This is a genomic window from Pseudoalteromonas sp. Scap06, assembly GCF_013394165.1.
GTDB lineage: Bacteria > Pseudomonadota > Gammaproteobacteria > Enterobacterales > Alteromonadaceae > Pseudoalteromonas.
In genome coordinates, this window is sequence record NZ_CP041330.1 from 2,505,683 (window position 1) to 2,531,327 (window position 25,645).

A 25,645-nucleotide genomic window follows, 5' to 3' on the forward strand; every position below is an offset into this window, starting at 1 on the left:
GTTTCGACCGCTAAGTTGAGCCAATTTGCGATTGGCTTAATAAAGCACGTTAACTACAAAACAACTTTAGTTAACATAAAGATTACATTACAAACTCAAATCTGTCTGTATAACTGCAAAAATAGTTATAATTAAATGTCTGTAAAAGCGATTTTACAATCAAAAAAAGCGCCATGTAGGCGCTTTGAATAATGATAAGTTTATTTAAATTAATGTTTTAATAAAGGTTTTAAGCTCATCAGCAAATTCATCACGGCGCAAAGCAAATTCTATCGTCGCCTTCAAATAACCAACTTTACTACCACAGTCATGGCTTCGGCCTTTAATAGCATAAGCGTCTACTTTTTCATCTTGCATAAGCATCGCAATTGCATCAGTCAGCTGAATCTCATCACCTGCACCTTGTGGTGTTTTAGCTAATAATGGCCAAATATTTTTGCTCAACACGTAACGACCAACCACAGCAAGGTTTGAAGGTGCCTCGTCAACAGGTGGTTTTTCTACCATGCTCTTAATGGGTGAGCTCTCACCTTGGTTTAACTCAACATCACCTAAATCAACAACACCAAATTTATCTACTTGATCTTTAGGTACTGGTTCAACCATAATTTGGCTGTGTTTACTTTGCTCAAAACGAGTGATCATTTCCGCTAAATTATCTTTTGTTAAATCACTTTCCACTTCATCGATAATAACGTCGGGTAAAATAACTACAAAAGGTTCATCCCCTATAATAGGGGCAGCACAGTTAATAGCGTGGCCTAACCCTTTCGCCTCACCTTGACGCACATGAATAATCGTCACGTCCTTAGGGCAAATAGACTGTATTTCGGCAAGTAATTGCCGCTTTACACGCTTCTCTAACGTTGCCTCAAGCTCAAAGCTAGTATCGAAGTGGTTTTCAATTGAATTTTTACTCGAATGCGTTACTAACACTATCTCTTTAATGCCAGCGGCAACGGCTTCGCTAACAACGTATTGAATAAGTGGACGGTCTACAACTGGCAGCATTTCTTTTGGAATTGCTTTAGTGGCCGGCAACATTCGTGTTCCAAGGCCCGCTACAGGGATCACTGCTTTCATTATGCTCTCCTTATTTTTTAAACTGAAAATGGGTACTGAATCGCTTCATGGCATTGATAGCCAACCACCTCAAAGTCATCACGTGTTACCCATGTTTCAATGTCTTCGAGTGACTTAATCTCTGGGTTGATTTTTAATTGGGGAGAAGCAAATGGCTCACGCTTTAATTGCACATCTCGCATTAAATCGAGCTGATTTTCATAAATATGGGCATTGGTGATTTTATGGTATGCCTTACCCGCTTTAAGGCCGGTAATTTGCGCAACTAATGCAAGTAATACAAAACATTGAATTTGGTTAAAATTAAGTCCTAGCGGAACATCACAACTGCGTTGATATGAGGTTAAATACAGAGTATCACCTAATAACGAAAAGGTATGTGTATGCATGCATGGGCGCAAGCAACCAAGTTCAAACTCACCGGGGTTATAAAATGTAATAATTTCGCCGCGATCATCTATGCCATTTTTTAAATTATTGATGACCTTTGCCAGTTGATCCAGTGTTGAACCATCAGGGCGTTGCCAGCCACGACCTTGAACGCCGTAAACGCGCCCCATATCGTCCTCACCTTTACGGTTAGGGTTATTGAGCCAAGCATTATTTTCATTGGCATTAGCATCCCATGTTTTACAGCCTATATTACGAAACTGCTCAGCACTGTCGTACCCTCTTAAATACCCTAACAACTCAGCAATAGCCGCTTTGTAATAGCTCTTTCGAGTAGTGATCATAGGAAACTGATTATTCGCCACATCGTATTCTAAATCAGCGTTTATAACCGTTAAACAACGTGTACCGGTGCGTTTATTTTCAACCCACTGTCCTTGGTCAACAATACGCTGACATAATTCTAAATATTGTTTCATCTAACTTCTTCTTTTAAACTTTTGCCGCTGTTTGCGATTGTGGTTGTTTATAGGCCCAAATAAGTAAGCCTAACCCGCCAATGATCATAGGTAACGATAGGATTTGCCCCATTGAAATGAAGTCGGCAAATAACCCCAGTTGTGCATCTGGTTGGCGAAAATACTCAATACCAAACCTAAATACGCCGTAACCTAGTAAAAACAAACCCGACACACTTCCCGCAGGACGAGGACGCTTTATAAACCACAATAATATGACAAACAATACCAGCCCTTCAAAAAAAGCTTCATAAAGTTGTGATGGGTGGCGTGCAAGCGGGCCTCCAGTTGGAAACACCATTGCCCAAGGAACATCGGTAGTACGGCCCCATAATTCGCCGTTAATAAAGTTACCTATACGCCCAGCAAGTAAACCAACAGGCACTAAAGGTGCTACAAAATCACCAACTTGCAATAACGACTTTTTACGCTTGTAAGCAAAAATAGCAATCGCAGTGATCACCCCAAGTGTGCCGCCATGAAACGACATGCCACCTTGATCGATTCTAAATAAATACAAGGGGTTTTCAATGAAGTAACTAAATTGATAAAACAGAACATATCCAACACGCCCACCTAATATAACGCCCAGCATGCCGTAAAAGAGTAAATCACTGACTTCGTCTTTAGTCCAACCCGACCCTGGTTTCTTCGCTTGACGATTAGCAAACCACATCGCAAACGCAAAACCAATTAAGTACATTAACCCATACCAACGAACGCTAAGTGGTCCAACAGAAAATATTATTGGATCAATTTGAGGAAACTCCAGTGCCATAAAAATAAACCTTTAGCTAAAAACCATTTTAATAGCGATGAAAACCAGTAACATCGCGAAAACTTTCTTAATTGTATTCACAGGTAAGTAATGTGTTGCCTTAGCCCCTATAGGCGCTATAAACCATGAGGTAATAACAATCCCAAATAAAGCGGGTAAATATACAAACCCCATAAAACCATGCGTTAAGTCCGTTACATACCAACCAGCGCTGATGTAACCGATAGAGCCAAAAAAGGCAATTACAATACCACATGCAGCAGCGCAACCAATTGCCTTTTTAATATCAACCGAAAAATAATGCAACATAGGCACAAGTAATGCACCGCCACCAATGCCAATTAACCCAGACAGTGAGCCCATTACCGCACTAATACCTCCCAGTACGGGGCCTGCAGGTAAAGGGTGTTCTGCGTTCACTTTATTTCGAGCAGAAAGTACCATTCTCATCGCAATAAAAACCACACTGACCGCAAACACCGTTCTTAACATTTTCTCAGGGATAAAGCTGGCAGCAAAGCCACTAATTAATGCGCCAACGGCCACGCCCGACATAACCCAAGGTGCAATTTCCCAAGGCACATTATCATTTTTATGATGAGCTAACGCTGAAGAAGTGGAAGTAAATAAAATAGAGGCTAACGATGTTGCAATAGCGATAACTAACACATGATCGGCAGCGGCCACGTCAAAACTAAGTAACAAACTACTTAGCACTGGCACAATAATTAAACCACCGCCTATGCCTAGTAGCCCTGCTAAAAAACCAACAATGCAACCTAACAGCGCACAACTTGCAACTAGAAGTCCTAGTTCATACATAGTTATCTCTAATACATTTAATTATATGTATATTTTAATTGATTATATAAACAATTACAGCTCTATCATTTAGGTGTATAAAATAAATCACCTAGCTGATGCTCTATCATAAAATTACGGGTTAACCGTAGTACTTGTTTAGCGTTAGGCTGTGCCAAACAATCGCTCAGTAACTGTTCCATGTCGCTTACATTTAAGCGTCTTAGCACCCACTTCACTTTGTTTAGCGACGATAAGTTCATGCTTAAACGTCTATACCCCATAGCAATCAGTAATATTGCGCCCTCGGGGTCGCCGCCGAGCTCACCACATAGACTAAAGGGCAATTCATAATGCTCACACTCGCTGGCAATATTATTTAATACACGCAATACCGCGGGGTGATAAGGGTTAAATAAATCGGCTACACGGGCATTTGCCCTATCTACGGCTAATAAATACTGAGTTAAGTCGTTACTACCTACTGAGCAAAAATCGACTTTTTTAGACCACTCTGGCAGCATAAATACACTTGAAGGTACCTCAAGCATGATGCCAATATCAGGCTTTTCTATAAGTTGCTCAGGAAATGCTTCACTTAACTCATAATAAGCTTGTTTAAATAGTGCCAGTGACTCTTCAACCTCATCAGTACCACTGATCATCGGCAGCATTATTTTTAAATTACCTAAGCCAATATTGGCTTTTAACATCGCTTTGAGCTGATCTAAAAAAAGCTCGGGATGGTCAAGGCTAATTCTAATACCACGCCATCCTAAAAATGGGTTTTCTTCAGTGATATTAAAATAATCTAAAACTTTGTCGCCACCAATATCTAACGTTCGCATAACAACGGGGTTAGGGTAATAGCTACTAAGTACTTCTCGATACCAGTTTTCTTGTTCTTGCTGCGAAGGAAACTGTCCCTTTTGCATAAACCATGCTTCGGTTCTGTAAAGACCAACACCATCACAAATATGGGCGCTATTTTGTTGAGTATTAAGCTCAAGCCCTGCATTAAGTAACAAACTAATATGCTCACCGTCTAACGTGATTGAAGGCAATGCTTGTTCTTCTAAAAAACGATTATTGAGTAAGTTATCTTGATGTTGTAATTCTGTATACTCATCAATAAGCATTTGCGAAGGCGAAATATATAAACGCCCAGCAAAAGCATCTAAAATCATTTCTTTGCTATCAAACTGCAATAGCGGTAAATCTTCGATACCCCAAATCGCCGGCACGCCCATAGCGCGGGTTAAAATAGAGGCATGGCTGTTGGCTGAACCATTAATGCTCACAACCCCAGCCAAACGCTCATTGGGTACCTCAGCTAACATAGCTGGTGTTAATGTATGCGCTATTAAAATGGTGTTTTCAGGGTAGTCTTTTATTGCATGCTCGGTATTCACTAAATGATGCAGCACCCGTAAACCAATGTCTTTAACATCAACCGCACGCTCTTTAATATAAGGGTCTTGCATTTCGTTAAACTGCGCAACTAAACGTTCAATCACAATTTTTAATGCACTTTTAGCACACCACCCTTCTTGTAATTGAGCCTCTACATTATGACCTAAACTTTTAGCATCTAATAATTGCTGATACACATCAAATACAGCCAACGCCTCTTGCGGTATGCTGTCGCTCAATGTCATCGATAAGGTGCTAAATTCTTTGCGCGTTGCAGCAACCGCTTGTGTAAATAAACGACGCTGTTCAATAACATCGTTATTCTTAGTAAGTTCTATAGACTTAAAATTAAGTTTAGGAATAACAACAAAAGCTTTACCAATACTTATACCTGGCGCGCTAGAAACCCCTTTTAATACTGATGTTTGATGGGATGACTCATCTTGGCGTAATACTTCTTTTATTTCGGCGTGGGCTAATTGCGAAGCTAACTGCGCAGAAAGCGTAATTAAAAACGACTCCTCATCTTGAGAAAATACCCGCGCCATTTTCTGTTGAACAACAATAACACCTAACACTTTTTTTTGATGAACAACAGGCACGGACAAAAAGGCGTTATAGCCTTCTTCATTAACTTCTGGGGAGAGCTTAAAGCGAGGATGCGACTTGGCAAAGGCAATATTAATTGCTTCTTCACGCTGGGCAACAAGCCCTACTAAACCTTCGGTAAAGCCAATTCTAAACTTGCCTACCGCATCAGGATTTAACCCTGATGAGGCCATTAGTACAAAGTTATCTTGGCTATAATCGGCAAAATAAATGGAGCAGCACTGGGTATTCATGGCATCTTTTACCATTTTCACAAAGCACACTAACGCATCGTCTAAATTCGCTTGTTGCGAAACAGACTCAGCTATCGTTCTGAGTGTTGCCAGCATACACTGCTCCTTTTTATGAAAAACTACCTTTTATTCCGCCAGTGATCTTTTTGTTGCTCTCGCTTATTAAAAGGCATAGCAAAAGGAGCAAACTCTTTCATAACACGTCGATAAACGTCCCGTTTAAACGACACAACCTGTCTAACCGGATACCAATAACTTACCCATCGCCAATCATCAAATTCCGGATGATGAGTTTTCAGTAAGTTAACATCTTCATCTTTACAGCGCAGTTTTAGTAAAAACCATTTTTGTTTTTGCCCAATACACACCGGACTTGAATCTCGGCGGATTAATCGTTTGGGTAATTTATAGCGTAACCAATGTTTTGAGCTTGCAACTATTTCTACATCTTCTGGTCGCAAACCTACTTCTTCGTGTAATTCACGGTACATAGTTTGTTCTGGTGTTTCACCATCATCAACACCACCTTGGGGAAATTGCCAAGAATGTTGACCATAGCGTCTGGCCCAAAACACTTGCCCCTGATTATTGCAAATTACAATTCCGACATTGGCACGAAAACCTTCGGCATCAATCACCTTAGTGCCTCATTTGTAAGTCGATTTTTTATGATTGTTCCACATTAGCTGCAATACGGCAAATACTATTACGTGCAAGCCTCGTTAACACCTTCGCTTAAGGCAAATTAATGGCGAAATCCATTGCATGTGAATAACAAACAACACAGCCATACGTAAATACATAAAAACCACACTGTTTGTGCTGGTTACTCACAGCTTGTGCATAACTTTTGTAAAACACGCTCATTTAGCAAACAAATCCACAATACAAGATCAAAAAAGTGATGTTCTCCACAGAATCTGTGGATAAACATGTTTATACATCTGTATTTATCCTTACAACAATTATAGACCTTAATTAAAACTGAACACCAAAAACAAAAAAAACAATGTAGTTCAGTTACTTAGTTAATTTTAGCGTTTTAAAGCAGTGCATAAAATTGCACCAATCACAGCACGTATAAAAATCAACCAACCGCTAAAGATATCCACTATCAAGCTAATTTGCTATCATGGCGTTGGTATTTATTCAACTAAATTAACAGTATGCAACCTTTAAAACCTCACTCAATTAATCAACTAATGCAACGTGTCAATAATATTGCAGGGCTCACACTTGGACAACTAGCACAGCAGTACCATTTTAAAACGCCAGATGATTTATTGCGTGAAAAAGGCTGGACAGGTCAACTGATTGAGTATGTATTAGGCGCAACCGCTGGTTCAAAACCGCTCCCCGACTTTGAAGATTTAGGCATAGAGCTTAAAACACTGCCCATTTCATATAAAGGCAAACCATTAGAAACCACCTTTGTGTCGGTAACCCCGTTAATAAATGTAACCGGTACGACCTGGCACTCAAGTAATGTTCGAAAAAAGTTGAATCATGTTTTATGGCTACCTATTTTAGGCGAGCGCGATATAGCACCGTTTGATAGAACCATTGGCAGTGGCTTTTTATGGCAACCTTCCCCCGCGCAAGATGCACAATTGCAGCGAGACTGGGAAGAACAAATGGAGCTTATAGCCCTTGGTAGAGTTGATGAAATTTCAGGTCATTTAGGGGATGTAATGCAAATACGCCCAAAAGCAGCGAATAGCCATATTGTTACCGATGCCATAGGCCCAAATGGGAAAATAATTAAAACCTTGCCTCGTGGTTTTTACTTAAAAACCAGTTTTACCGGCGAGATTTTAAAGCAGCAATTTCAGCTTTAATTGATAAAAAGTAATTTGCGTAGAGCTCGGCTAGTTGCTTACTAATGCCTGCCGCCTAATGTCTACTTTCCTATTTTTTTAACCCAGACATTCGCACTGCTTGCAGACCTGCAAACTTAACGCCAGTAGTCCGTTCTCTTTGCCTCTTTTTTGCTATTTTTTACAAAAAATCCCCGCATGGGCGGGGATTTATAAATCAAAGTTGAACATTTACCTTAACCGGAGTTAAAAATAAATATTACTGACCTTTAACTTCTTTTAAACCATTGTACGGTGCTTTAGCGCCTAATTGCTCTTCAATACGTAGCAATTGGTTGTACTTAGCAACACGATCTGAACGGCTTAATGAACCCGTTTTAATTTGACCTGCAGCAGTACCTACCGCTAAATCAGCAATAGTTGCATCTTCAGTTTCACCAGAGCGGTGAGAAATAACCACTGTAAAACCTGCATCTTTTGCCATTTTGATTGCTGCTAACGTCTCTGTTAGTGAACCAATTTGGTTAAATTTAATTAAGATTGAATTGGCAATACCGTTATCAATACCGCGTTTTAAAATCTTAGTATTGGTTACGAATAAGTCATCACCCACTAATTGAACTTTATCGCCCATTAGTTTAGTTTGGTGTGCAAAGCCATCCCAATCAGACTCATCTAAGCCATCTTCGATTGATACAATTGGGTATTGCTCAGTTAAATCTTTTAAGAAGTGGTTAAACTCTTCAGATGTAAATTGCTTACCTTCACCTTTAAGGTCATAGATATTTGCTTCTTTGTTATAAAACTCAGAGGCCGCACAATCAAGTGCAAGGGTAATATCTTTACCAAGCTCATAACCGGCATTTGCAACTGCTACTTTAATGGCTGCAAGCGCTGCTTCGTTTGATGCAAGGTTTGGTGCAAAACCACCTTCGTCACCTACAGCTGTTGAATGTCCATCTGCTTTAAGTACCTTAGCTAGGCTATGAAATACTTCAGCACCCATACGCAATGCTTCACGGAAGTTAGTTGCACCCACTGGCTGAACCATAAATTCTTGAATATCTACTGAGTTATCAGCATGCTCACCGCCGTTGATGATGTTCATCATTGGTAATGGCATAGAGTAAACACCTGGCGTACCATTTATGTCCGCAATGTGCTCGTAAAGCTCTACTTTTTTAGATTGTGCTGCCGCTTTAGCGTTGGCAAGTGAAACCGCTAAAATAGCATTAGCACCTAGTTTTTCTTTGTTTTCAGTACCATCTAAATCAAGCATTACTTGGTCTACATCACTTTGAGCAAGTGCATTTTGACCTTTTAGTGCTTCTGCAATTTCGTTATTAATAAAGCCAACCGCTTTTAATACGCCTTTACCTAAGTAACGCGCCTTGTCACCATCACGTAATTCTAATGCTTCGCGAGTTCCTGTAGATGCGCCTGAAGGTGCAGCAGCACGGCCCCACGAACCATCAGCTAAATATACTTCAGCTTCAACAGTTGGGTTACCACGCGAGTCCATAATTTCACGACCGATTACTTTTACGATTTCTGACATCTTGATTCCTCTATATTCCCAAAATGGTGAGTGCGGCTAACCTGAGTTTGGCTAGCCTTAGAAACAAAAAAGGCCGCGCATCATGCACAGCCTTTTTATATTACGAAGACGCTTTTTGGTAGGTATGAGCCGCAGCTACAAACCCTTCAAATAGCGGGTGACCATCACGTGGTGTTGAAGTGAATTCCGGGTGGAATTGCGCTGCAATAAACCAAGGGTGATCTTTATTCTCAATAATCTCTACTAGTTTTTTATCTTCAGATAAACCTGTAAAGCTCAAACCAGCTTGCTCAAGCTGTGCTACAAAGTTGTTGTTAACTTCATAACGGTGACGATGACGTTCAACAATCTCGTCGCTGCCATACACGCCATGCACCTTAGAGCCTGGTGTTAAATGACATTTTTGTGCGCCTAAACGCATAGTGCCACCTAAATCAGACTTTTCGTCACGTAGTTCAACATTACCTTCAGCATCTAACCACTCGGTAATTAAACCAACCACTGGTGACTCTGAATTTGCGTTAAATTCAGTTGAGTTTGCATCAACTAAACCAGCAACATTTCGTGCGTATTCAATAAGCGCAACCTGCATACCTAAACAAATACCTAGGTAAGGCACTTTGTTTTCACGGGCATATTTAGCCGCTAAGATCTTACCTTCAACACCACGACCACCAAAACCGCCCGGTACTAAAATAGCATCTAAACGAGAAAGTACATCCGTTCCTTTGGTTTCTATGTCTTGTGAATCAACGTATTGGATATTAATAGTTAAACGATTCTTCAGTCCCGCATGCTTTAATGCTTCGTTTACTGATTTGTATGCATCTGGTAATTCAATGTATTTACCTACCATACCAATTGTCACTTCACCCGTTGGGTTAGACTCTTGGTATAATACTTGTTCCCACTCAGCTAAATCCGCTTCAGGCGCGTCTAAATGAAAACGACGACATACAAAGTTATCTAACTCTTGCGATTTTAATAACGCAGGGATTTTATAAATACTATCTACATCGGGTAATGAAATAACTGCTTTTTCTTCAACGTTTGTGAACAGTGCAATTTTTGCACGCTCGTTATTTGGCAGCTTACGGTCTGAGCGACAAATAAGAATATCTGGTTGAATGCCTACCGAGCGTAACTCTTTAACTGAGTGTTGAGTTGGTTTTGTTTTCACTTCACCGGCAGGGCCTAAGAATGGCACTAGCGTTAAGTGAATGAAAAGTGCGCGTTCACGACCAATTTCTGTACCCATTTGACGAATTGCTTCGATAAATGGTTGTGATTCAATATCGCCTACCGTACCACCAATTTCAACGATTGCTATATCATGGCCTTCTGCGCCATCATAAACACGTTGCTTAATGTCATTGGTAATATGAGGAATAACCTGAATAGTTGCGCCAAGATATTCACCACGTCTTTCACGACGCAGTACATCTTCATATACGCGCCCTTGCGTAAAGTTGTTACGGCTGGTCATTTTGGTGCGAATAAAACGTTCGTAGTGACCTAAATCAAGGTCCGTTTCTGCGCCGTCTTCGGTAACGTATACTTCACCGTGTTGAATTGGGCTCATTGTGCCTGGGTCAACGTTGATGTAAGGATCCAGCTTTAGAATGGTAACATCTAAGCCACGGGCTTCTAAAATAGCGGCCAATGATGCTGCTGCAATACCTTTACCCAACGAAGAAACAACTCCGCCGGTAACGAAGATAAATTTTGTACTCATGCGAACCCTAGAATATCAGGAATTAAAAGGAATATAATACCCAAACAAGTGATTTTGGAATATAAACAAGACGGGGCGAAATTGTACCAAAACATGGCTGAGCAATCCAGCTATAAATGGCAAATCTGTGCACAAAAAACAGACATTTTTTATGTCCCTATTTATTTAATTTTTTTTATCGCATCCCATGCCGCATCCATTTCCTCTAAAGACGCTGACTCAATACATTTACCCTGGGCAATTAAGTAATTTTGCACCTTTTCAAATCGTGCAGAAAACTTATCGTTGGCACTACGAAGCAATTGCTCTGGATCCCGTTTAACATGGCGCGCTACATTCACGGTAGCAAACAACAAATCACCTAGCTCTTCTGCTGTATGCGCTGAGTACGGGTTATGAGCTAAGGCTTCTTTCACCTCCTCAACTTCCTCACTCACTTTATCTATAGCGCCATGATAAGTAGGCCAATCAAAGCCTAAAGCAGCTACACGTTGTTGAATTTTTTTAGCTTTTGTTAAGCTAGGTAAACTGTTTGGTATATCTTGCCAAAGTGTTGAGCTTTTATCTTGGGGTCTAGTAGCACGCTCTTGTGCTTTTATTGCTTGCCATTGCGCAGCTAATTCGGCATCAGTTGTGGGTGTGTCTTGCGATGAAAATACATGCGGATGACGGCGCACTAGCTTCTCATTTAACGTGTTTACCACATCGTTAAAATCAAATAATTGCTGCTCTTGCGCTAGTTGCGCATAAAACACGATTTGAAATAACAGATCACCTAGTTCACCTTTCAGTTCACTTAAATCGTCGCGCTCAATACAATCAGCCACTTCATAGGCTTCTTCAAGAGTGTGAGGTACGATTGACGCAAACGTTTGCTTGAGATCCCAAGGGCATCCGCCCTCAGGGTTTCTCAGTGTTTGCATTATTTCCAGCAGTTGGCTTAAAGCCTCATTGTTAGCCTGATTACTGCCCTCGTTTTGCACTGTGTACCCCTTCGATCTGATGTAGCTTAGACAGCACTTTATTAGTGCCCTGTAAGTCATGCACTTCAATTTGCATCACAAAAATAGCAGTTTGAGTGCTATCAACCGTGTTTACGTTCATATTGAGCACATTAACTTTTTCATTGGCAAGTGCTGAGCTGATGTCACGAATTAAGCCAGAACGATCACTGGCTTCAATACGAATAGTTAAGGCGTAAGAGCTACTAATATCATCTGACCAACTCACTGAAATAACACGCTCGGGGTGCTTGTTTTTTAAATTACTAAACGAATCACAATCCTCTCGGTGCACCGCAATACCGCGTCCTTGAGTAATATAACCAATGATTTCATCACCAGGTACTGGGCGACAACAACGAGCAACATGGCTCATTAAACTGCCGACCCCATCCACTACAATACCGTTTTTATCACCAGTCACTTTACTAGGCGATTTGAAACGAATTACCGGCTCATGCTCTGTTCTGTCAGTAATAAAGTTAAGCATTTGGTTAAGACGAATATCGCCTGCGCCAATAGCGACCATTAAGTCATCAAGTTCTCTAAAATTAAAACGCTTTATAGCGGGGTCTAAATCTTTATAAGTTAGCTCTAATTTTTGTAACTCACTATCAAGAATCTCTTTACCCGCACTTAAATTTTTATCGCGGTCGAGCTGTTTAAACCAATGATGAATTTTGGCTCTAGCGCGAGACGATTTAATGTAACCTAACGATGGATTTAACCAATCACGGCTTGGGTTTGGCTGCTTTTGGGTTAGTATTTCAACTTGGTCACCAGTGCTTAACTGATGAGTAAATGGCACTATTTTGCCAAATATTTTTGCACCAATACATCGATGCCCTACATTGGAGTGAATGTAGTAAGCAAAATCAAGAGGTGTTGCTCCCAGTGGTAAGTCAAAAATATCGCCTCGAGGGGTAAACACATAGACGCGGTCTTCAACCACTTGGTTTTTAAGCTCTTGTGCTAAGTCGCTGCCATCGACCACTTCTTCTTGCCATTGCAGTAACTTACGCAACCAGCTAATTTTTTGCTCATAGCCTGAACCACGCCCTGGTAATGCGCCTTCTTTGTACATCCAATGCGCGGCGACACCCAGCTCTGCATCTTGATGCATGTCGTGCGTTCGTATTTGAATTTCAACGGTTTTACCCTCAGGACCAAACACAACCGTATGAATAGATTGATAGCCATTTTGTTTTGGAGTCGCAACGTAATCGTCAAACTCTTTATTTAAATGACGCCAATTAGTGTGCACTATACCTAGAGCACCGTAGCAGTCTTGTAATCGTTCAACCACAATTCGCATGGCGCGTATATCAAATAGCTGATCAAACTCGTAGTTCTTTTTCGCCATTTTTTTGTAAATGCTGTAGATATGTTTTGGCCTGCCGTACACCTCAGCTTTGATACCCGCTTCATGGAGGCGTTGTTTGACCTGTTCAACCATATCAACCATATACGCTTCACGGGCAAGGCGCTTATCATCGAGTTGCTTAGCAATATTTTTATAAATATCGGGGTGCAAATAACGAAAAGCTAAATCCTCAAGCTCCCATTTTAATTGACCAATACCAAGACGATTCGCAAGTGGTGCAAATATATCAGCGGTCTCTTTGGCGGCAACTACTCGCTCTTCTTCTGCGGCATCTTTGACGTTGCGTAAATGGCAAACCTGTTCGGCTAATTTAATCACCACAGCGCGCACATCTTCCACCATAGCAAGCAGCATCCGGCGAATATTATCGACTTGCACAGTGCCGTTGCCTTGATGAGCTAAGGTACTTATGGTCGCCATTTGTGACACACCTGTAAGCAGTACTGCAACATGGTTGCCTAAATGCTCTTCTACCGCATCAATGCTCACTACATCATTTAAATAATAAGGGGTTAAATAGGCTGTGGCTAAAGAGTCAGCATCTAAATTTAACTCAACTAAAATCTCCACCATTTCTATAGCGGTATTTTGTCGCTCGCTGTTATCGCACGTTTGGCAAAGCTGCTGCGCTTTGTTGAGTAAGCTGATTTTTTCTTGAGACAAATCAAGAGATTCTACGCGTGAAAAAAAGTCACCCGCTTTATCATGTTGATGAGATTGACGTGTCGCTACCATAATGCGCTTTACCTCCGTTGAAATAACGCCATAGTTTCGATATGCCCCGTGTGAGGAAACATATTCATTAGCCCTATCTTGTTCAGCTCAAAGCCGGCTTGCGAAATAATAGCGCTGTCACGGGCTAAAGTAACAGGGTCACAAGAAACGTATAAAATCGCTTTAAACTGCGTTAATGGAAGCTGTTCTAAAACTGCCATCGCACCAGTGCGTGAGGGGTCGAGTACTAAAACATCTAATTCTTTATTAAACCACGGCGCTTTTTTAATGCTCGTGGTTAAATCAAAACAATGAAACTGGGTATTAGTAATAGAGTTAGTGTGCGCATTTTGTGTTGCTAATGCAACCGCCGAAGTTACGCCCTCAATTCCTGTTACTGTTTTAGCTTGTTTGGCTAACACTAAAGAGAAGTTACCAATACCACAAAATAAATCCAGAACATTTTCATCGCCTTGAAGTGCTAACCAGTTTGCAGCTTGGATCAGCATCGCTTGATTTACACTCGCGTTAACCTGAATAAAGTTACTGAGCCCAAACTCAAACGTTATATTTAACTGTTCAAGTTTATAAAATGGCATAGCTAAATGTGAATGTTCAATAGTATCACTGTCACTTTGCCACACTAACTGCCAATTATGAGCTGCCACACTTTGCTCAACAAACGCCTTATCATGAGGTGAAATCGCTTTGGTATGGCGGATAACAATAAAAGATTGTTCATCAGCGGCACATAATTGTAAATGACTAATACTGTGTAGCGTCTTGTTTTGATTAATGACTTTATCAAACACATTAAATACATCGGCAAATACATCACTTAAAACTGGGCACTGATTAATACTAACAATACTTTTAGAAGCATTTGCTCTGTAGCCTACCCGCATTTTTTTTGCAGCCTTATCGAACATAACAGCAATCCGAGCACTGCGTCGATAATGAGTTGCTTGGCTTAGCAGCGGAGCTTGCCAGTTTAAATCGGTTAATTTTGCAAACTTGGCAAATAATTGATTCACCGCTGCTTGCTTTTCAATTACCTGCTGTGTGGCATCTAAATGCTGTAGCTGGCAACCTCCACACTGGCTGTAATGCTCGCAAATAGGAACTGTGCGATATTCACTGGCTTTAATTATTTTAAGCGTATCAGCTTGGCTGTAACGTGCTTTATCATCAACTAACTTAGCTTTTACTCGCTCCCCAGGTAATGCTCCACTAACAAAACACACTTTATTATTGTACTTAGCAATACCACGGCCATGGTGATCCATTGCTGTAATATCGAGTTCAAGCGATTGCTGTTGTAGTGGTTTTTTCTTTGCTTTAAATATTTGTGCCATGAGGCATTACCTTAAAGGTTGATGAATTACGTCTCTACTTTGAGAATAGCTATGAGTATGTATATACTCACATTTAATAAAAATGATAATAATGCTCAGATTATGACCAAACTAGGCTTGCGCGATTCTGTTTTAACACTCACCCTGATCCCCACAGTGATCATTGGGCTATTACTAGGTGGTTATTTTACAATAAATCGTTACATTGAGCTTGATGAAATTTTATATCAACAAGGCACAACAATTTCTGAGCCTTTAGCGATTGCTCTTGAACAACCTTTACTGGAAAAAAATAAAAAACTACTTAACCGTGTTATTCGTTATACACATAACAAACACTCACCAGCGGTCAAATCAATTGCTATTTTTAATGATAACAACCAACTTATTATAACCAGTAATTATCATCGCTCGTTCGATACCTTAATTGAGCAAACGCAAATTGACAGTTTTAAAGCCACACATGTTCAGCAAACTGAAGAGTTAGTGACTTTTTTTACCCCTATCATTAACCATACAACACCCAATAGCGACTGGAATACTTCTGAGTTTCAGACCACATTAGGTACCGTGGTGATCCAACTTAATCGCGACAAAGCTGTTATTGGCCAGCAACGCGCATTATTAGTCAGCGGTATTATTATTATTCTCGCCTTAGTATTAGCTGCTATTTTAGCACTAAAACTTAGCCGTATGTTTATGACACCGCTAAATAAGTTAGTACTTGCTACCGACAGGTTAATTGAGGGTAAAAGACAAACAGGCTTAACTGAGCCCATGAATGGTGAGTTTGAACTATTGCGTGAAGGACTCAATACCATATCCCACTCTATGGTGATGCAAAAAGATGAAATGCAAAAAAATATTGATCAAGCAACTAGTGATTACCGCGAAACGCTTGAGCAATACGAAACACAAAATATACAGCTCACTATGGCTAAAAAAGAAGCCCAAGATGCTAACCGCGTTAAGTCTGACTTTTTAGCAAAAATGAGTCATGAATTACGCACACCACTTAATGGGGTTATTGGCTTTACTCGCCAGCTTTATAAAACACCGCTAAATAAAAACCAAAAAGATTACCTTGATACCATTGAGCTTTCAGCAAACAGCTTACTGACCATTATTAGCGATATATTGGACTTCTCCAAATTAGAAGCGGGTGCTATGGAGCTAGAGTCAATTCAATTTCAATTACGCGATAGCGTAAACGAAGTGATGACATTACTGGCACCTAGCGCTCACGACAAACAACTTGAGCTTTCTATTTATATAAATCCTCAGGTGCCCGATCACTTAACCGGCGACCCCACTCGATTTAAACAAGTGCTTATTAACTTGTTAAGTAACGCAATAAAATTTACTGAAAAAGGCGCTATTAAAGTCGATATTAGCCATCGTTTATTAGATGAGGAGCAAACTTCCATTTTAGTGTCGGTTGCTGACACCGGGGTGGGTATTCCTGCCGATAAACAAGACGCGTTATTTACCGCCTTTGGCCAAGCCGACTCTAGTATTACCCGTAAATTTGGTGGCACTGGCTTAGGGCTTATTATTACTAAACATATTGTTGAAGCAATGAATGGCCGTATTACTTTAAATTCAGCTCCAGGCAGTGGCACATGCTTTACCTTTAATGGCGTATTTAGATTACCAAATCATGTATTTATCAATGATTTGCCTACCCAATCATTAATTGGTAAACGTGTGCTTTACCTAGAGCCACATAAGCATACTCATCATGCCGTTGTTTCATTATTACAAGAGTGGAAAATTAGCGTCACTCGATGTCATAGCGAAAGTGAATTTTTAGAGTGTATCGAGAAATCAGAGATTAATTTTGATATATGCCTTATTGGTCACATGGCATCGGTTGATGATATGCAGCGCTTAAAAAGCTATGTAAAAGCGGTTAGAGAATCAACCGATTATTTATATTTAATGCTTAATACTGTATCGCACAATATGCGTGAAGCTTTTATAGGCAGCGGTGCAGATGCCTGTTTAAGTAAACCGCTCAACCATCGTAAATTATGTGAGTTATTAGCCGCACCCTATCGACTTGATCACCCGGCGCATAACATAGATCAGCATGAACAAACTCTACTGCCATTAAAAGTATTAGTGGTAGATGATAACGACGCTAATTTAAAATTAATATACACCCTACTAAACGAACAGGTGGAATTGATTGATACTGCCCATAATGGTTCACAAGCTTATAGCCTGAGTAAAAGTCATAAATATGATGTGATTTTTATGGATATTCAAATGCCGATAATGGATGGCATTACAGCCTGTAAACTCATTAAAGAGTCATCTTTAAATGAAGATACACCTATTATTGCCGTAACTGCACATGCACTCAATAGTGAAAAAGAACAATTATTAAAAGATGGTTTTGAAGGCTATTTAACCAAGCCAATTGACGAAGATATGCTCAATCAAGTTATTTGCGATCATAGCCCGCAATTACCTGTAAGCCGTGATAAGTCAAAAAACACATTTGAACATAGCACAGCGCCTTTTAATAGCACTCGGCTTGATTGGGCGTTGGCGCTGCAACGTGCTGGCGGTAAACCTGAATTAGCCAATGAAATGCTCAACATGCTGTTATTAAGCGTGCCCGAAACCCTAAACTTATTAAATCAAGCAATAGTCAGCAATGACTGCCCTCAAGTACTCAGCGTGATCCATAAATTTCATGGAGCGTGTTGCTATACTGGTGTACCAAAATTAAAAACATTGGCGGAAACGATCGAAACGTCACTAAAAAATGAGTGCGTACTTGATAATATAGAGCCCGAACTGTTTGAACTTCAAGACGAGCTGGAAAACTTACTTGTTGATGCCAACATTGATAACAACAATAAAAAAGACGAGCTGTAGCTCGTCTTGTCTATTGTAATTACAATTCTAAGCGCGGGCTTCAAGCATTAAGCGTTTCATATCACGCACCGCTTTATCTAAACCATCAATCGCTGCACGGGCAATAATAGCGTGACCAATATTAAGCTCGTAAATCTCTGGCATCGCTGCAATTGGCTTCACGTTGTGGTAGTGCAAACCATGGCCGGCATTAACAATTAAGCCAATACTCGCTGCATACTTAACGCCTTGGCGGATGTGTTCAAGCTCTTTTGCTGTATCTTCATCGTTGGTGGCATCGGCATAGGCTCCGGTATGAATTTCAACATAAGGCGCACTACAGGCTTTTGCCGCGTCTAACTGCGCTTTATCGGCATCTATAAACAATGACACTTTAATACCGGCTTGCGTTAGAGTTTTAGTCGCTGCGGCTATTTTATCAATATTACCCGCTACATCTAAGCCGCCTTCGGTAGTAAGCTCTTCACGTTTTTCAGGTACTAAGCATACATATTCAGGTTTAACCTCAAGTGCAATCGCAATCATTTCATCGGTTACTGCGGTTTCAAGGTTCATGCGTGTTTGAATGGTTTTAGCCATCACATACACATCACGGTCTTGAATGTGTCTGCGGTCTTCGCGTAAATGAATAGTAATACCATCAGCACCGGCATGCTCTGCAACATTGGCTGCATGGGCTGGATCTGGATAAGAAGTACCTCGAGCTTGGCGAAGCGTTGCAATATGATCTACATTCACGCCTAGAAGAATATCTTTCATGTTTGTACCTGTGAAATTTGTTTATTGAGAGCTAATAAATAACTCACGACTTTTTAATGGCTTATTGCCCAATAATGGCTTTAATAAATAACGACTTAATTGCTTTGCCATATATAACACATCCGCTTGACTAAAGTCATGATTTGCTATGGCATTAAGTTGTGAACCGGTAAATCCAGAGCGCGTGTCATGTTGCACCGAAAACCCTACTTCTGCGAAGTAACTATACGTTTGTGCCTCGTCAATTGGCTCACCGTCCGCATCAAAACTAAAATCGACTCCATACCCTAGCAGCTCTAATAATTGAAATTCATAAGAGCGCAGCACTGCTTGCATATCAGTACCACTATTAAGATTTTCTAGGTGTGTATTATAAAGTTGAAAAACTTGATCAATGGGCTCATTAATCGGCACAATGCGATTAGTTAGCTCATTTAAATAAAAGCCACAATAAAGCTTATCACCAGTTAGAAATAACGGGTTGCCGTAGAGCTCAAATTTATTAATATATTTTAAATCGTATTTGCCATTGTAATGGACGAGTAAGGATTGAAATGGTTGCAATTGAGCTTTATGTTTAGTGGCCTGGCGGCCACTAACTCGAGCGAGCATTCTAAGCTGGCCAACGCCTTCTACCAGCATATCTAACATTACTTGCGAGTCACTATAAGGACGTCGATGTAATAAATAGGCTTTGTAAAAGTCGCTGTCCATATTAGGCTATTCGATACTTATTAATCTTCACCGTAGCCTAAGCTTCTTAAGGCACGTTCATCGTCAGCCCAGCCCGATTTTACTTTAACCCATAGTTCTAAAAATACTTTATTTTCAAGCATTTCTTCTAGGTCTTTACGCGCTTCACGGCCGATCACTTTTAGCTTTTCGCCTTTGTTACCGATAACCATGCGCTTTTGCGTTTCACGCTCAACCAAAATAAGGCCATTGATGTGCCAAACGCCGTTTTCTTGCCATTTAAACTGTTCTATTTCCACAGTCACTGAGTAAGGTAGTTCCTCACCCATAAAGCGCATAAGCTTTTCACGGATCACTTCAGCAGCCATAAAGCGCATTGAGCGGTCGGTAACGTAGTCATCCGGAAAATAAAATTCGCACGGCGGTAAACGTTTAGTCACTTCTTCTTTGATCAGGTTAATGTTTTTACCCTGAGTCGCAGAGACAGGCATAATGCCTATAAAGTCAAACTTATCGCCTAAGAATTTCATGTGTGGCAGTACAAGGTCACGATCTTTCACTTGGTCAATTTTGTTAATAACTAACAATACCGGCTTGCCACTTTGGCTCACTTTGTTTAGTACCATCTCGTCATCGGCATTCCAATGGGTGCCTTCAACAACAAAAATAATCAGTTCAACATCGCCAATTGAGCTCGACGCTGCGCGGTTCATTAAACGGTTAATGGCGCGCTTTTCTTCAACATGCAGACCTGGGGTATCTACGTACACCGCTTGGTGTTTACCCTCGGTATGAATACCCATAATACGATGGCGCGTGGTTTGTGGCTTACGTGAGGTAATACTGACTTTTTGCTCAATAATCTCATTAAGCAAGGTTGATTTACCCACATTAGGACGGCCAACAATCGCAACCATGCCACAAAATGTGTCTATTTCGCCTTCATGAGGCTGTATTAAGGTATCAAGATTCATTTTTAAGTATCTTCAATGCTTTTTCGGCCGCTTTTTGTTCGGCTTTACGCCTTGAGCTGCCAACAGAAATAATGCTATCCATTCCATCAACGATACATTCAACCGTGAATGTTTGATTGTGTGCCTGACCTTTAGTGTCTACTACAGTATAGCCAGGTAATGATAGCTTACGAGCTTGCAAATACTCTTGCAGCAGGGTCTTAGGATCTTTTTGGTTAAGCCCTGGTGAAATAGCATCTAAACGTGATTCATACCACGCTAAAATAAGCTCGCCGCAACGATCAATGTCTGAATCTAAAAATACAGCGCCAATTATAGCTTCCACTGCATCTGCTAGGGTCGACTCGCGTCTAAAGCCGCCACTTTTTAGCTCGCCAGGGCCTAAACGCAGGTAATCACCTAGCTCAAACTCAAGGCCAAATTCAGCTAACGTCTGGCCGCGAACTAAAGTCGAACGCATGCGGCTTAAATCGCCTTCACGTGCTTTAGGAAATTTAGCGTACAAGGCATTGGCAATTACAAAGCTCAAAATCGAGTCGCCCAAAAATTCGAGTCGCTCGTTGTGTTGACCTTTGTGGCTGCGGTGCGTCATTGCTTGCTCAAGTAGGCCTTGATCAGCAAATGTGTAGCCAATTCTTTTGTATAACTCTGTTACATTTTTTTTCATTGTTACTGAATATTACCTAGGCGTTCAAAACGAACACCAGTTGGAACCCATCCTGGTAAAATGTCATCTGGGCCATTATCAAATTCAAAACTCATCCATATAAAGACAGCTTTACCCACCAAGTTTTCTTTTGGTACAAAGCCCCAAAAGCGACTATCTTGGCTGTTATCGCGATTGTCACCCATCATAAAGTAATGATCAGCAGGCACCACCCATTCATCTGCAGGAGTGCCCAATTGCTGGTAGTAACGCCCTTTACGTTCAGGCGATTTTGGGTTGATTAAAATATCATGGCTAGAGGTCGTTAAATCTTCATTTAAACGCGCTAAAGCCATTGGGCCTTGCATAAATTCATCATCATTAATTAATTTAAAATCAATTTTATTGAATTCGTTGCAAAGAAGCGCGCCTTTTTGAACTTCGCCTTCTCCACATTTTGGTTGAATATACAAACGCTTATCGCGGTAAACAATTTTATCGCCTGGTAAGCCTATAGCGCGTTTAATATAATCAACTCTTTCATCTAATGGGTATTTAAAAACAACAATATCGCCACGCTCTGGTTCGCTCACATCCACTAACTGGCTGCGCCATACTGGGTCTTTAATTCCATAAGAATACTTTTGCACTAAAATAAAATCGCCTACTAATAAGGTTGGCATCATCGAACCCGATGGGATCTGAAACGGCTCAAAAATAAACGATCTAAAAATAGTGATAGCAGCAATCATCGGAAAAATCGACTTTGCTGTTTCAGTAATGACTGGCTCAGGCGCAATCAATGCTGCGGTTTCTTCATCAAGTTGGCCACCGGCAGAAGTCTGTGCAAGTGCCAAACGTTCTTGCCTTTTAGGGGCAAACATTAAGTGATCTATTAACCATATTAGGCCTGAGCCTAAGGTTAATAACACCAATAAAACTGAAAAGTAGCCAGCCATTTATTATCCCTTTATTTTTTATTTACCAACTTTTAAAATGGCTAAGAACGCTTCTTGAGGCACTTCAACGTTACCAAGTTGCTTCATTCGCTTTTTACCATCTTTTTGTTTTTGAAGTAATTTTTTCTTACGACTCACGTCACCACCGTAACACTTCGCGATTACGTTTTTACGAAGCTGCTTCACGGTTGTGCGCGCGATTACATGCTGACCAATTGCTGCTTGAATCGCAATATCAAACATTTGACGTGGTATAAGCTCTTTTAGCGCATCAGCAAGCTGACGGCCACGAGACTGCGCGCTATCGCGGTGTACAATAATAGCAAGAGCATCAACACGCTCGCTATTGATGAGTATATCTACACGAACCATGTCTGAGGTTTGGAAGTGCTTAAAGTTATAATCAAGCGACGCAAAACCACGACTGGTTGATTTTAGCTTATCAAAGAAATCCATTACCACTTCAGCCATTGGCAGTTCGTACGTTACTGCAACTTGCTTACCATGGTAGCTCATTTTAGTTTGCATACCGCGCTTATCAACACATAAAGTGATTACGCTACCTAAGTACTCTTGCGGTACTAAAATATTAGCTTCTACTACTGGCTCACGTATTTCTAAAATATCGTTTACAGCTGGTAGGTCAGACGGGTTATCTATTTGTGTAGTGCCCTCTTTAGTCACTACCTCATAAATAACCGTTGGTGCTGTGGTGATTAAATCAATGTCGTATTCACGCTCTAAACGCTCTTGAATAATTTCCATGTGCAGCATACCTAAGAAGCCACAACGGAAACCAAACCCTAACGCGGTTGAGTTTTCTGGTTCAAAGAATAACGACGCATCGTTTAAGCTTAGTTTGTTAAGTGCATCGCGGAATGACTCGTAATCATCCGACGCAATTGGGAACATACCCGCATAAACTTGTGGTTTAATTTTTTGAAAACCTGGTAAGCGCTCTGGTGCCGCATTTTTTTGATGAGTAATGGTATCGCCCACCGGTGCACCGTGTATTTCTTTAATACCTGCAATAACAAACCCTACTTCACCGGTACGTAAAATACCGGTGTTAGTTTGTTTAGGCGTAAAAATCCCCACATGATCTGCGGTATGTACGTTCTCGTTTGACATGATTTTAATTTTGTCGCCCGCGCGAAGTTCGCCATGTTTGATACGCACTAGCGATACAACGCCTTGGTACGGGTCAAACCAAGAATCGATAATTAGCGCTTGTAATGGCTCGTCTTTTTCACCAACGGGTGGCGGTACATCTTTAACGATCATTTCAAGTACTTCGGCAATACCCACACCTGTTTTAGCACTACATTGCACGGCATCAAGGGCATCAATACCAATGATGTCTTCAATTTCTTCGGCTACACGTAATGGGTCAGCTTGCGGTAAATCAATTTTATTTAGAACCGGTATAACTTCTAAGTCCATTTCGATGGCGGTATAACAGTTAGCTAATGTTTGTGCTTCAACACCTTGGCCAGCATCAACAACCAATAATGCGCCTTCACACGCAGCTAGTGAGCGTGATACTTCATAAGTAAAGTCAACATGACCAGGAGTGTCGATAAAGTTGAGCTGGTAGGTTTCACCATCGTTTGCTTTGTAGTTTAACGTTACACTTTGCGCCTTGATGGTAATGCCACGTTCACGTTCAATATCCATTGAATCCAGAACCTGCTTCTGCATTTCACGGTCGGTTAAACCACCACAAACTTGGATCAAACGGTCAGAAAGGGTCGATTTACCATGGTCAATGTGGGCGATGATCGAAAAATTACGGATATGCTTCATAAACTGGATTCTAAACTTCTATTTTAAAGGACTAAGGTCGCATGCCTAAATAACTTGAAAATACTTGCTGTGCATTTTCAAGTTACTGTGGCATAAAAACGCAATTTTACATTTAATTGGCGTCAATCACCATCTATTTGAGTTAAAGGAAGGCTAATTGGATGAATTTTTATCACTTTAATCTCATGTCTAAGTGATTTCACCCATGTTTTAGCAATTAAAAAGCCGGTGATGCCACCTAATATCGCAGCTAAAATTTGCCAGCCTTCGGCTAATTGTATTAATTCACTAGCCAATAAGGCGAATATTAAACTTAAAAATAAGGGCAGCATGTAAACGGCAAAGGCATGTTTTACAACATGGCTATCATCCAGTGACAAGGTCACTTTTTGCCCCACCTCTAATTGCGTTTCAAATTTGTAGGGCAAGGTTTTTTTGGCAGTACCAAATAACTTACTAAACACTTGAGAGCCACAACGTCCATTACAGCCTTCACATGCCTGTTTTTGTTGGGCTTCTAAATGCGCAACGTGGCCACTAAGGGCCACGACGGTTAACGTTTGTTCTATCATTTATAACGCCCGTGAAACAGACTCAGCAATCGCTTTGGCGCTCATGGTTGGTATATTCCCCACCACAGACACATCAAAATTTCCGCCGTTGTGCACATAAATAGTGGTGGCTCCTGAGGTCAGAGCTCCGCTTAAGCGCTTACCTGGTAGTGGCCGTTGTATAAATACTGAGACCTCAACAAATCCATCAGAGAATAAATAGTAATCTGTTAATTCATTGTTTAAGTCGAGCTTATGTCTATCGGACTTGAGTAATTCAAACCCTTCAGGTAGCCATCCAATAGTCCAATTCATAGCATTTGCTTTGCTTTGTTCATCAATTGAATTAGCGGGTAATGGTGTTGGAAAATTACGATTAAGTACTTCTAATAATAAGCTTGCCGGTTGCTCAGTTACGCTAATGTGGGTAAGTTGTAATTGCTCTAGCGCTTCGCCTTGGTGATTCACATAGGCGGCTTTCAACAATAAAGACGACTCAGTATCAATCCAAATCCAATAGTTATATTTGTCATCGTTTTTAGATTCAATTCGAACCAGCTGAGCAGGACGCCCTGCAATACGGCCTTTACCACCAAGCACAAAATCATAATGCGCACTTAAGCGGTTAATATCTTTAAATAAGACTTCTGGGATGGGGCCTGCAATCGAGTCAGTTGTTAACGAGTAAGGTTCTGATTGTGGCTCAAAGTAGGTAACTTGATCGTCAATGCGGATCATTTCAAGGCCTGCACCATTAAGCAAACTTAAATGCTCTAGCTCTATATCACCTTGTTTAGCATGCACCCAGCGGTAGGGCTCCATACTTTTACCCTTAACAACAACAAAAGAGGCGTCGAAATTACGAGTGTGAACTGCACTGGCCATTTCAAGCAGTAAATCTTTAGCAGGGTTTGTGTCATTGGCAAAAGTATTAAAACTCAGCACCAATGACATAATAAAAGTAATTACTTTCATCTAA

At 40.7% G+C, this 25,645-nt stretch carries 21 protein-coding genes; 2 read left to right on the top strand and 19 right to left on the bottom strand.

What is annotated here, in order from left to right; all coding sequences use genetic code 11:
* Nucleotides 1-204: 204 nt before the first annotated feature.
* From galU to rppH, 6 genes are all read right to left on the bottom strand, one after another.
* Nucleotides 205-1,083, bottom strand: a complete 879-nt coding sequence (gene galU, locus FLM47_RS11675) for a UTP--glucose-1-phosphate uridylyltransferase GalU (protein ID WP_138608132.1) — start codon at nucleotides 1,081-1,083, stop codon at nucleotides 205-207.
* A gap of 17 nt (nucleotides 1,084-1,100) precedes the next feature.
* Nucleotides 1,101-1,952: a thymidylate synthase gene (locus FLM47_RS11680; RefSeq protein ID WP_178956442.1), complete on the bottom strand. Its 852-nt coding sequence runs from the start codon at nucleotides 1,950-1,952 to the stop codon at nucleotides 1,101-1,103.
* A 13-nt stretch (nucleotides 1,953-1,965) separates the two neighbouring features.
* Nucleotides 1,966-2,769 (bottom strand): prolipoprotein diacylglyceryl transferase, encoded by an 804-nt coding sequence (gene lgt / locus FLM47_RS11685; RefSeq protein WP_055013228.1) that lies wholly within the window; start codon nucleotides 2,767-2,769, stop codon nucleotides 1,966-1,968.
* 12 nt (nucleotides 2,770-2,781) lie between these two features.
* A complete protein-coding gene (locus tag FLM47_RS11690; protein WP_138608136.1) occupies nucleotides 2,782-3,591 on the bottom strand; it encodes a sulfite exporter TauE/SafE family protein in 810 nt (269 codons plus the stop codon).
* Nucleotides 3,592-3,656: 65 nt separating this feature from the next.
* Complete coding sequence (gene ptsP / locus FLM47_RS11695; RefSeq protein WP_178956443.1) at nucleotides 3,657-5,921, bottom strand: phosphoenolpyruvate--protein phosphotransferase; 2,265 nt, start codon at nucleotides 5,919-5,921, stop codon at nucleotides 3,657-3,659.
* A 23-nt stretch (nucleotides 5,922-5,944) separates the two neighbouring features.
* Nucleotides 5,945-6,463, bottom strand: coding sequence for an RNA pyrophosphohydrolase (gene rppH, locus FLM47_RS11700; protein ID WP_008111786.1), 519 nt, complete (start codon nucleotides 6,461-6,463; stop codon nucleotides 5,945-5,947).
* 528 nt (nucleotides 6,464-6,991) lie between these two features.
* On the opposite strand from rppH, the gene mutH reads away from it, so the two are divergent.
* On the top strand, nucleotides 6,992-7,663 hold the full coding sequence (gene mutH, locus FLM47_RS11705) for a DNA mismatch repair endonuclease MutH (RefSeq protein ID WP_138608140.1): 672 nt from the start codon (nucleotides 6,992-6,994) through the stop codon (nucleotides 7,661-7,663).
* Between the two features lie 238 nt (nucleotides 7,664-7,901).
* On the opposite strand, the gene eno is transcribed toward mutH, so the two are convergent.
* The 5 genes from eno to rlmD form a co-directional block, all read right to left on the bottom strand.
* On the bottom strand, nucleotides 7,902-9,200 hold the full coding sequence (gene eno, locus FLM47_RS11710) for a phosphopyruvate hydratase (RefSeq protein ID WP_178956444.1): 1,299 nt from the start codon (nucleotides 9,198-9,200) through the stop codon (nucleotides 7,902-7,904).
* 100 nt (nucleotides 9,201-9,300) lie between these two features.
* Nucleotides 9,301-10,935 carry a CTP synthase gene (locus FLM47_RS11715; protein WP_138608144.1) on the bottom strand — a complete coding sequence of 545 codons (1,635 nt, stop codon included), beginning with the start codon at nucleotides 10,933-10,935 and terminating at the stop codon, nucleotides 9,301-9,303.
* A 161-nt stretch (nucleotides 10,936-11,096) separates the two neighbouring features.
* On the bottom strand, nucleotides 11,097-11,918 hold the full coding sequence (gene mazG / locus FLM47_RS11720) for a nucleoside triphosphate pyrophosphohydrolase (protein ID WP_178956445.1): 822 nt from the start codon (nucleotides 11,916-11,918) through the stop codon (nucleotides 11,097-11,099).
* Nucleotides 11,899-14,055 carry a GTP diphosphokinase gene (relA, locus tag FLM47_RS11725; RefSeq protein WP_138608148.1) on the bottom strand — a complete coding sequence of 719 codons (2,157 nt, stop codon included), beginning with the start codon at nucleotides 14,053-14,055 and terminating at the stop codon, nucleotides 11,899-11,901. The genes mazG and relA overlap by 20 nt, the downstream gene beginning before the upstream one ends.
* A gap of 8 nt (nucleotides 14,056-14,063) precedes the next feature.
* Nucleotides 14,064-15,389, bottom strand: a complete 1,326-nt coding sequence (rlmD, locus tag FLM47_RS11730; protein ID WP_178956446.1) for a 23S rRNA (uracil(1939)-C(5))-methyltransferase RlmD — start codon at nucleotides 15,387-15,389, stop codon at nucleotides 14,064-14,066.
* Nucleotides 15,390-15,491: 102 nt separating this feature from the next.
* On the opposite strand from rlmD, the gene barA reads away from it, so the two are divergent.
* Nucleotides 15,492-18,278, top strand: a complete 2,787-nt coding sequence (barA, locus tag FLM47_RS11735) for a two-component sensor histidine kinase BarA (RefSeq protein ID WP_171039633.1) — start codon at nucleotides 15,492-15,494, stop codon at nucleotides 18,276-18,278.
* A gap of 27 nt (nucleotides 18,279-18,305) precedes the next feature.
* Here barA and pdxJ read toward each other — a convergent pair whose 3' ends face one another.
* From pdxJ to FLM47_RS11775, 8 genes are all read right to left on the bottom strand, one after another.
* Nucleotides 18,306-19,037: a pyridoxine 5'-phosphate synthase gene (pdxJ, locus tag FLM47_RS11740; RefSeq protein ID WP_178956447.1), complete on the bottom strand. Its 732-nt coding sequence runs from the start codon at nucleotides 19,035-19,037 to the stop codon at nucleotides 18,306-18,308.
* Between the two features lie 21 nt (nucleotides 19,038-19,058).
* Complete coding sequence (recO, locus tag FLM47_RS11745) at nucleotides 19,059-19,751, bottom strand: DNA repair protein RecO (protein ID WP_138608154.1); 693 nt, start codon at nucleotides 19,749-19,751, stop codon at nucleotides 19,059-19,061.
* 20 nt (nucleotides 19,752-19,771) lie between these two features.
* Nucleotides 19,772-20,704 (bottom strand): GTPase Era, encoded by a 933-nt coding sequence (era, locus tag FLM47_RS11750; protein WP_138596050.1) that lies wholly within the window; start codon nucleotides 20,702-20,704, stop codon nucleotides 19,772-19,774.
* Nucleotides 20,694-21,371: a ribonuclease III gene (gene rnc / locus FLM47_RS11755; protein WP_008466504.1), complete on the bottom strand. Its 678-nt coding sequence runs from the start codon at nucleotides 21,369-21,371 to the stop codon at nucleotides 20,694-20,696. The genes era and rnc overlap by 11 nt, the downstream gene beginning before the upstream one ends.
* A gap of 2 nt (nucleotides 21,372-21,373) precedes the next feature.
* The gene (gene lepB, locus FLM47_RS11760) at nucleotides 21,374-22,309 is read right to left on the bottom strand and encodes a signal peptidase I (protein ID WP_178956448.1); all 936 of its coding nucleotides are present in this window, start codon (nucleotides 22,307-22,309) and stop codon (nucleotides 21,374-21,376) included.
* A gap of 18 nt (nucleotides 22,310-22,327) precedes the next feature.
* Complete coding sequence (gene lepA / locus FLM47_RS11765) at nucleotides 22,328-24,115, bottom strand: translation elongation factor 4 (RefSeq protein ID WP_138608157.1); 1,788 nt, start codon at nucleotides 24,113-24,115, stop codon at nucleotides 22,328-22,330.
* Between the two features lie 122 nt (nucleotides 24,116-24,237).
* Nucleotides 24,238-24,687 carry a SoxR reducing system RseC family protein gene (locus tag FLM47_RS11770; protein WP_138608159.1) on the bottom strand — a complete coding sequence of 150 codons (450 nt, stop codon included), beginning with the start codon at nucleotides 24,685-24,687 and terminating at the stop codon, nucleotides 24,238-24,240.
* On the bottom strand, nucleotides 24,688-25,641 hold the full coding sequence (locus FLM47_RS11775; RefSeq protein ID WP_138608161.1) for a MucB/RseB C-terminal domain-containing protein: 954 nt from the start codon (nucleotides 25,639-25,641) through the stop codon (nucleotides 24,688-24,690). It lies immediately after the preceding gene.
* Nucleotides 25,642-25,645 lie beyond the last annotated feature (4 nt).

Bases quoted from the DNA above. Each gene is read 5' to 3' on its own strand.
- galU (WP_138608132.1), bottom strand. From the start codon at position 1,083: ATGAAAGCAGTGATCCCTGTAGCGGGCCTTGGAACACGAATGTTGCCG.
- FLM47_RS11680 (WP_178956442.1), bottom strand. From the start codon at position 1,952: ATGAAACAATATTTAGAATTATGTCAGCGTATTGTTGACCAAGGACAG.
- lgt (WP_055013228.1), bottom strand. From the start codon at position 2,769: ATGGCACTGGAGTTTCCTCAAATTGATCCAATAATATTTTCTGTTGGA.
- FLM47_RS11690 (WP_138608136.1), bottom strand. From the start codon at position 3,591: ATGTATGAACTAGGACTTCTAGTTGCAAGTTGTGCGCTGTTAGGTTGC.
- ptsP (WP_178956443.1), bottom strand. From the start codon at position 5,921: ATGCTGGCAACACTCAGAACGATAGCTGAGTCTGTTTCGCAACAAGCG.
- mutH (WP_138608140.1), top strand. From the start codon at position 6,992: ATGCAACCTTTAAAACCTCACTCAATTAATCAACTAATGCAACGTGTC.
- eno (WP_178956444.1), bottom strand. From the start codon at position 9,200: ATGTCAGAAATCGTAAAAGTAATCGGTCGTGAAATTATGGACTCGCGT.
- FLM47_RS11715 (WP_138608144.1), bottom strand. From the start codon at position 10,935: ATGAGTACAAAATTTATCTTCGTTACCGGCGGAGTTGTTTCTTCGTTG.
- relA (WP_138608148.1), bottom strand. From the start codon at position 14,055: ATGGTAGCGACACGTCAATCTCATCAACATGATAAAGCGGGTGACTTT.
- rlmD (WP_178956446.1), bottom strand. From the start codon at position 15,389: ATGGCACAAATATTTAAAGCAAAGAAAAAACCACTACAACAGCAATCG.
- barA (WP_171039633.1), top strand. From the start codon at position 15,492: ATGACCAAACTAGGCTTGCGCGATTCTGTTTTAACACTCACCCTGATC.
- pdxJ (WP_178956447.1), bottom strand. From the start codon at position 19,037: ATGAAAGATATTCTTCTAGGCGTGAATGTAGATCATATTGCAACGCTT.
- recO (WP_138608154.1), bottom strand. From the start codon at position 19,751: ATGGACAGCGACTTTTACAAAGCCTATTTATTACATCGACGTCCTTAT.
- era (WP_138596050.1), bottom strand. From the start codon at position 20,704: ATGAATCTTGATACCTTAATACAGCCTCATGAAGGCGAAATAGACACA.
- rnc (WP_008466504.1), bottom strand. From the start codon at position 21,371: ATGAAAAAAAATGTAACAGAGTTATACAAAAGAATTGGCTACACATTT.
- lepB (WP_178956448.1), bottom strand. From the start codon at position 22,309: ATGGCTGGCTACTTTTCAGTTTTATTGGTGTTATTAACCTTAGGCTCA.
- lepA (WP_138608157.1), bottom strand. From the start codon at position 24,115: ATGAAGCATATCCGTAATTTTTCGATCATCGCCCACATTGACCATGGT.
- FLM47_RS11770 (WP_138608159.1), bottom strand. From the start codon at position 24,687: ATGATAGAACAAACGTTAACCGTCGTGGCCCTTAGTGGCCACGTTGCG.
- FLM47_RS11775 (WP_138608161.1), bottom strand. From the start codon at position 25,641: ATGAAAGTAATTACTTTTATTATGTCATTGGTGCTGAGTTTTAATACT.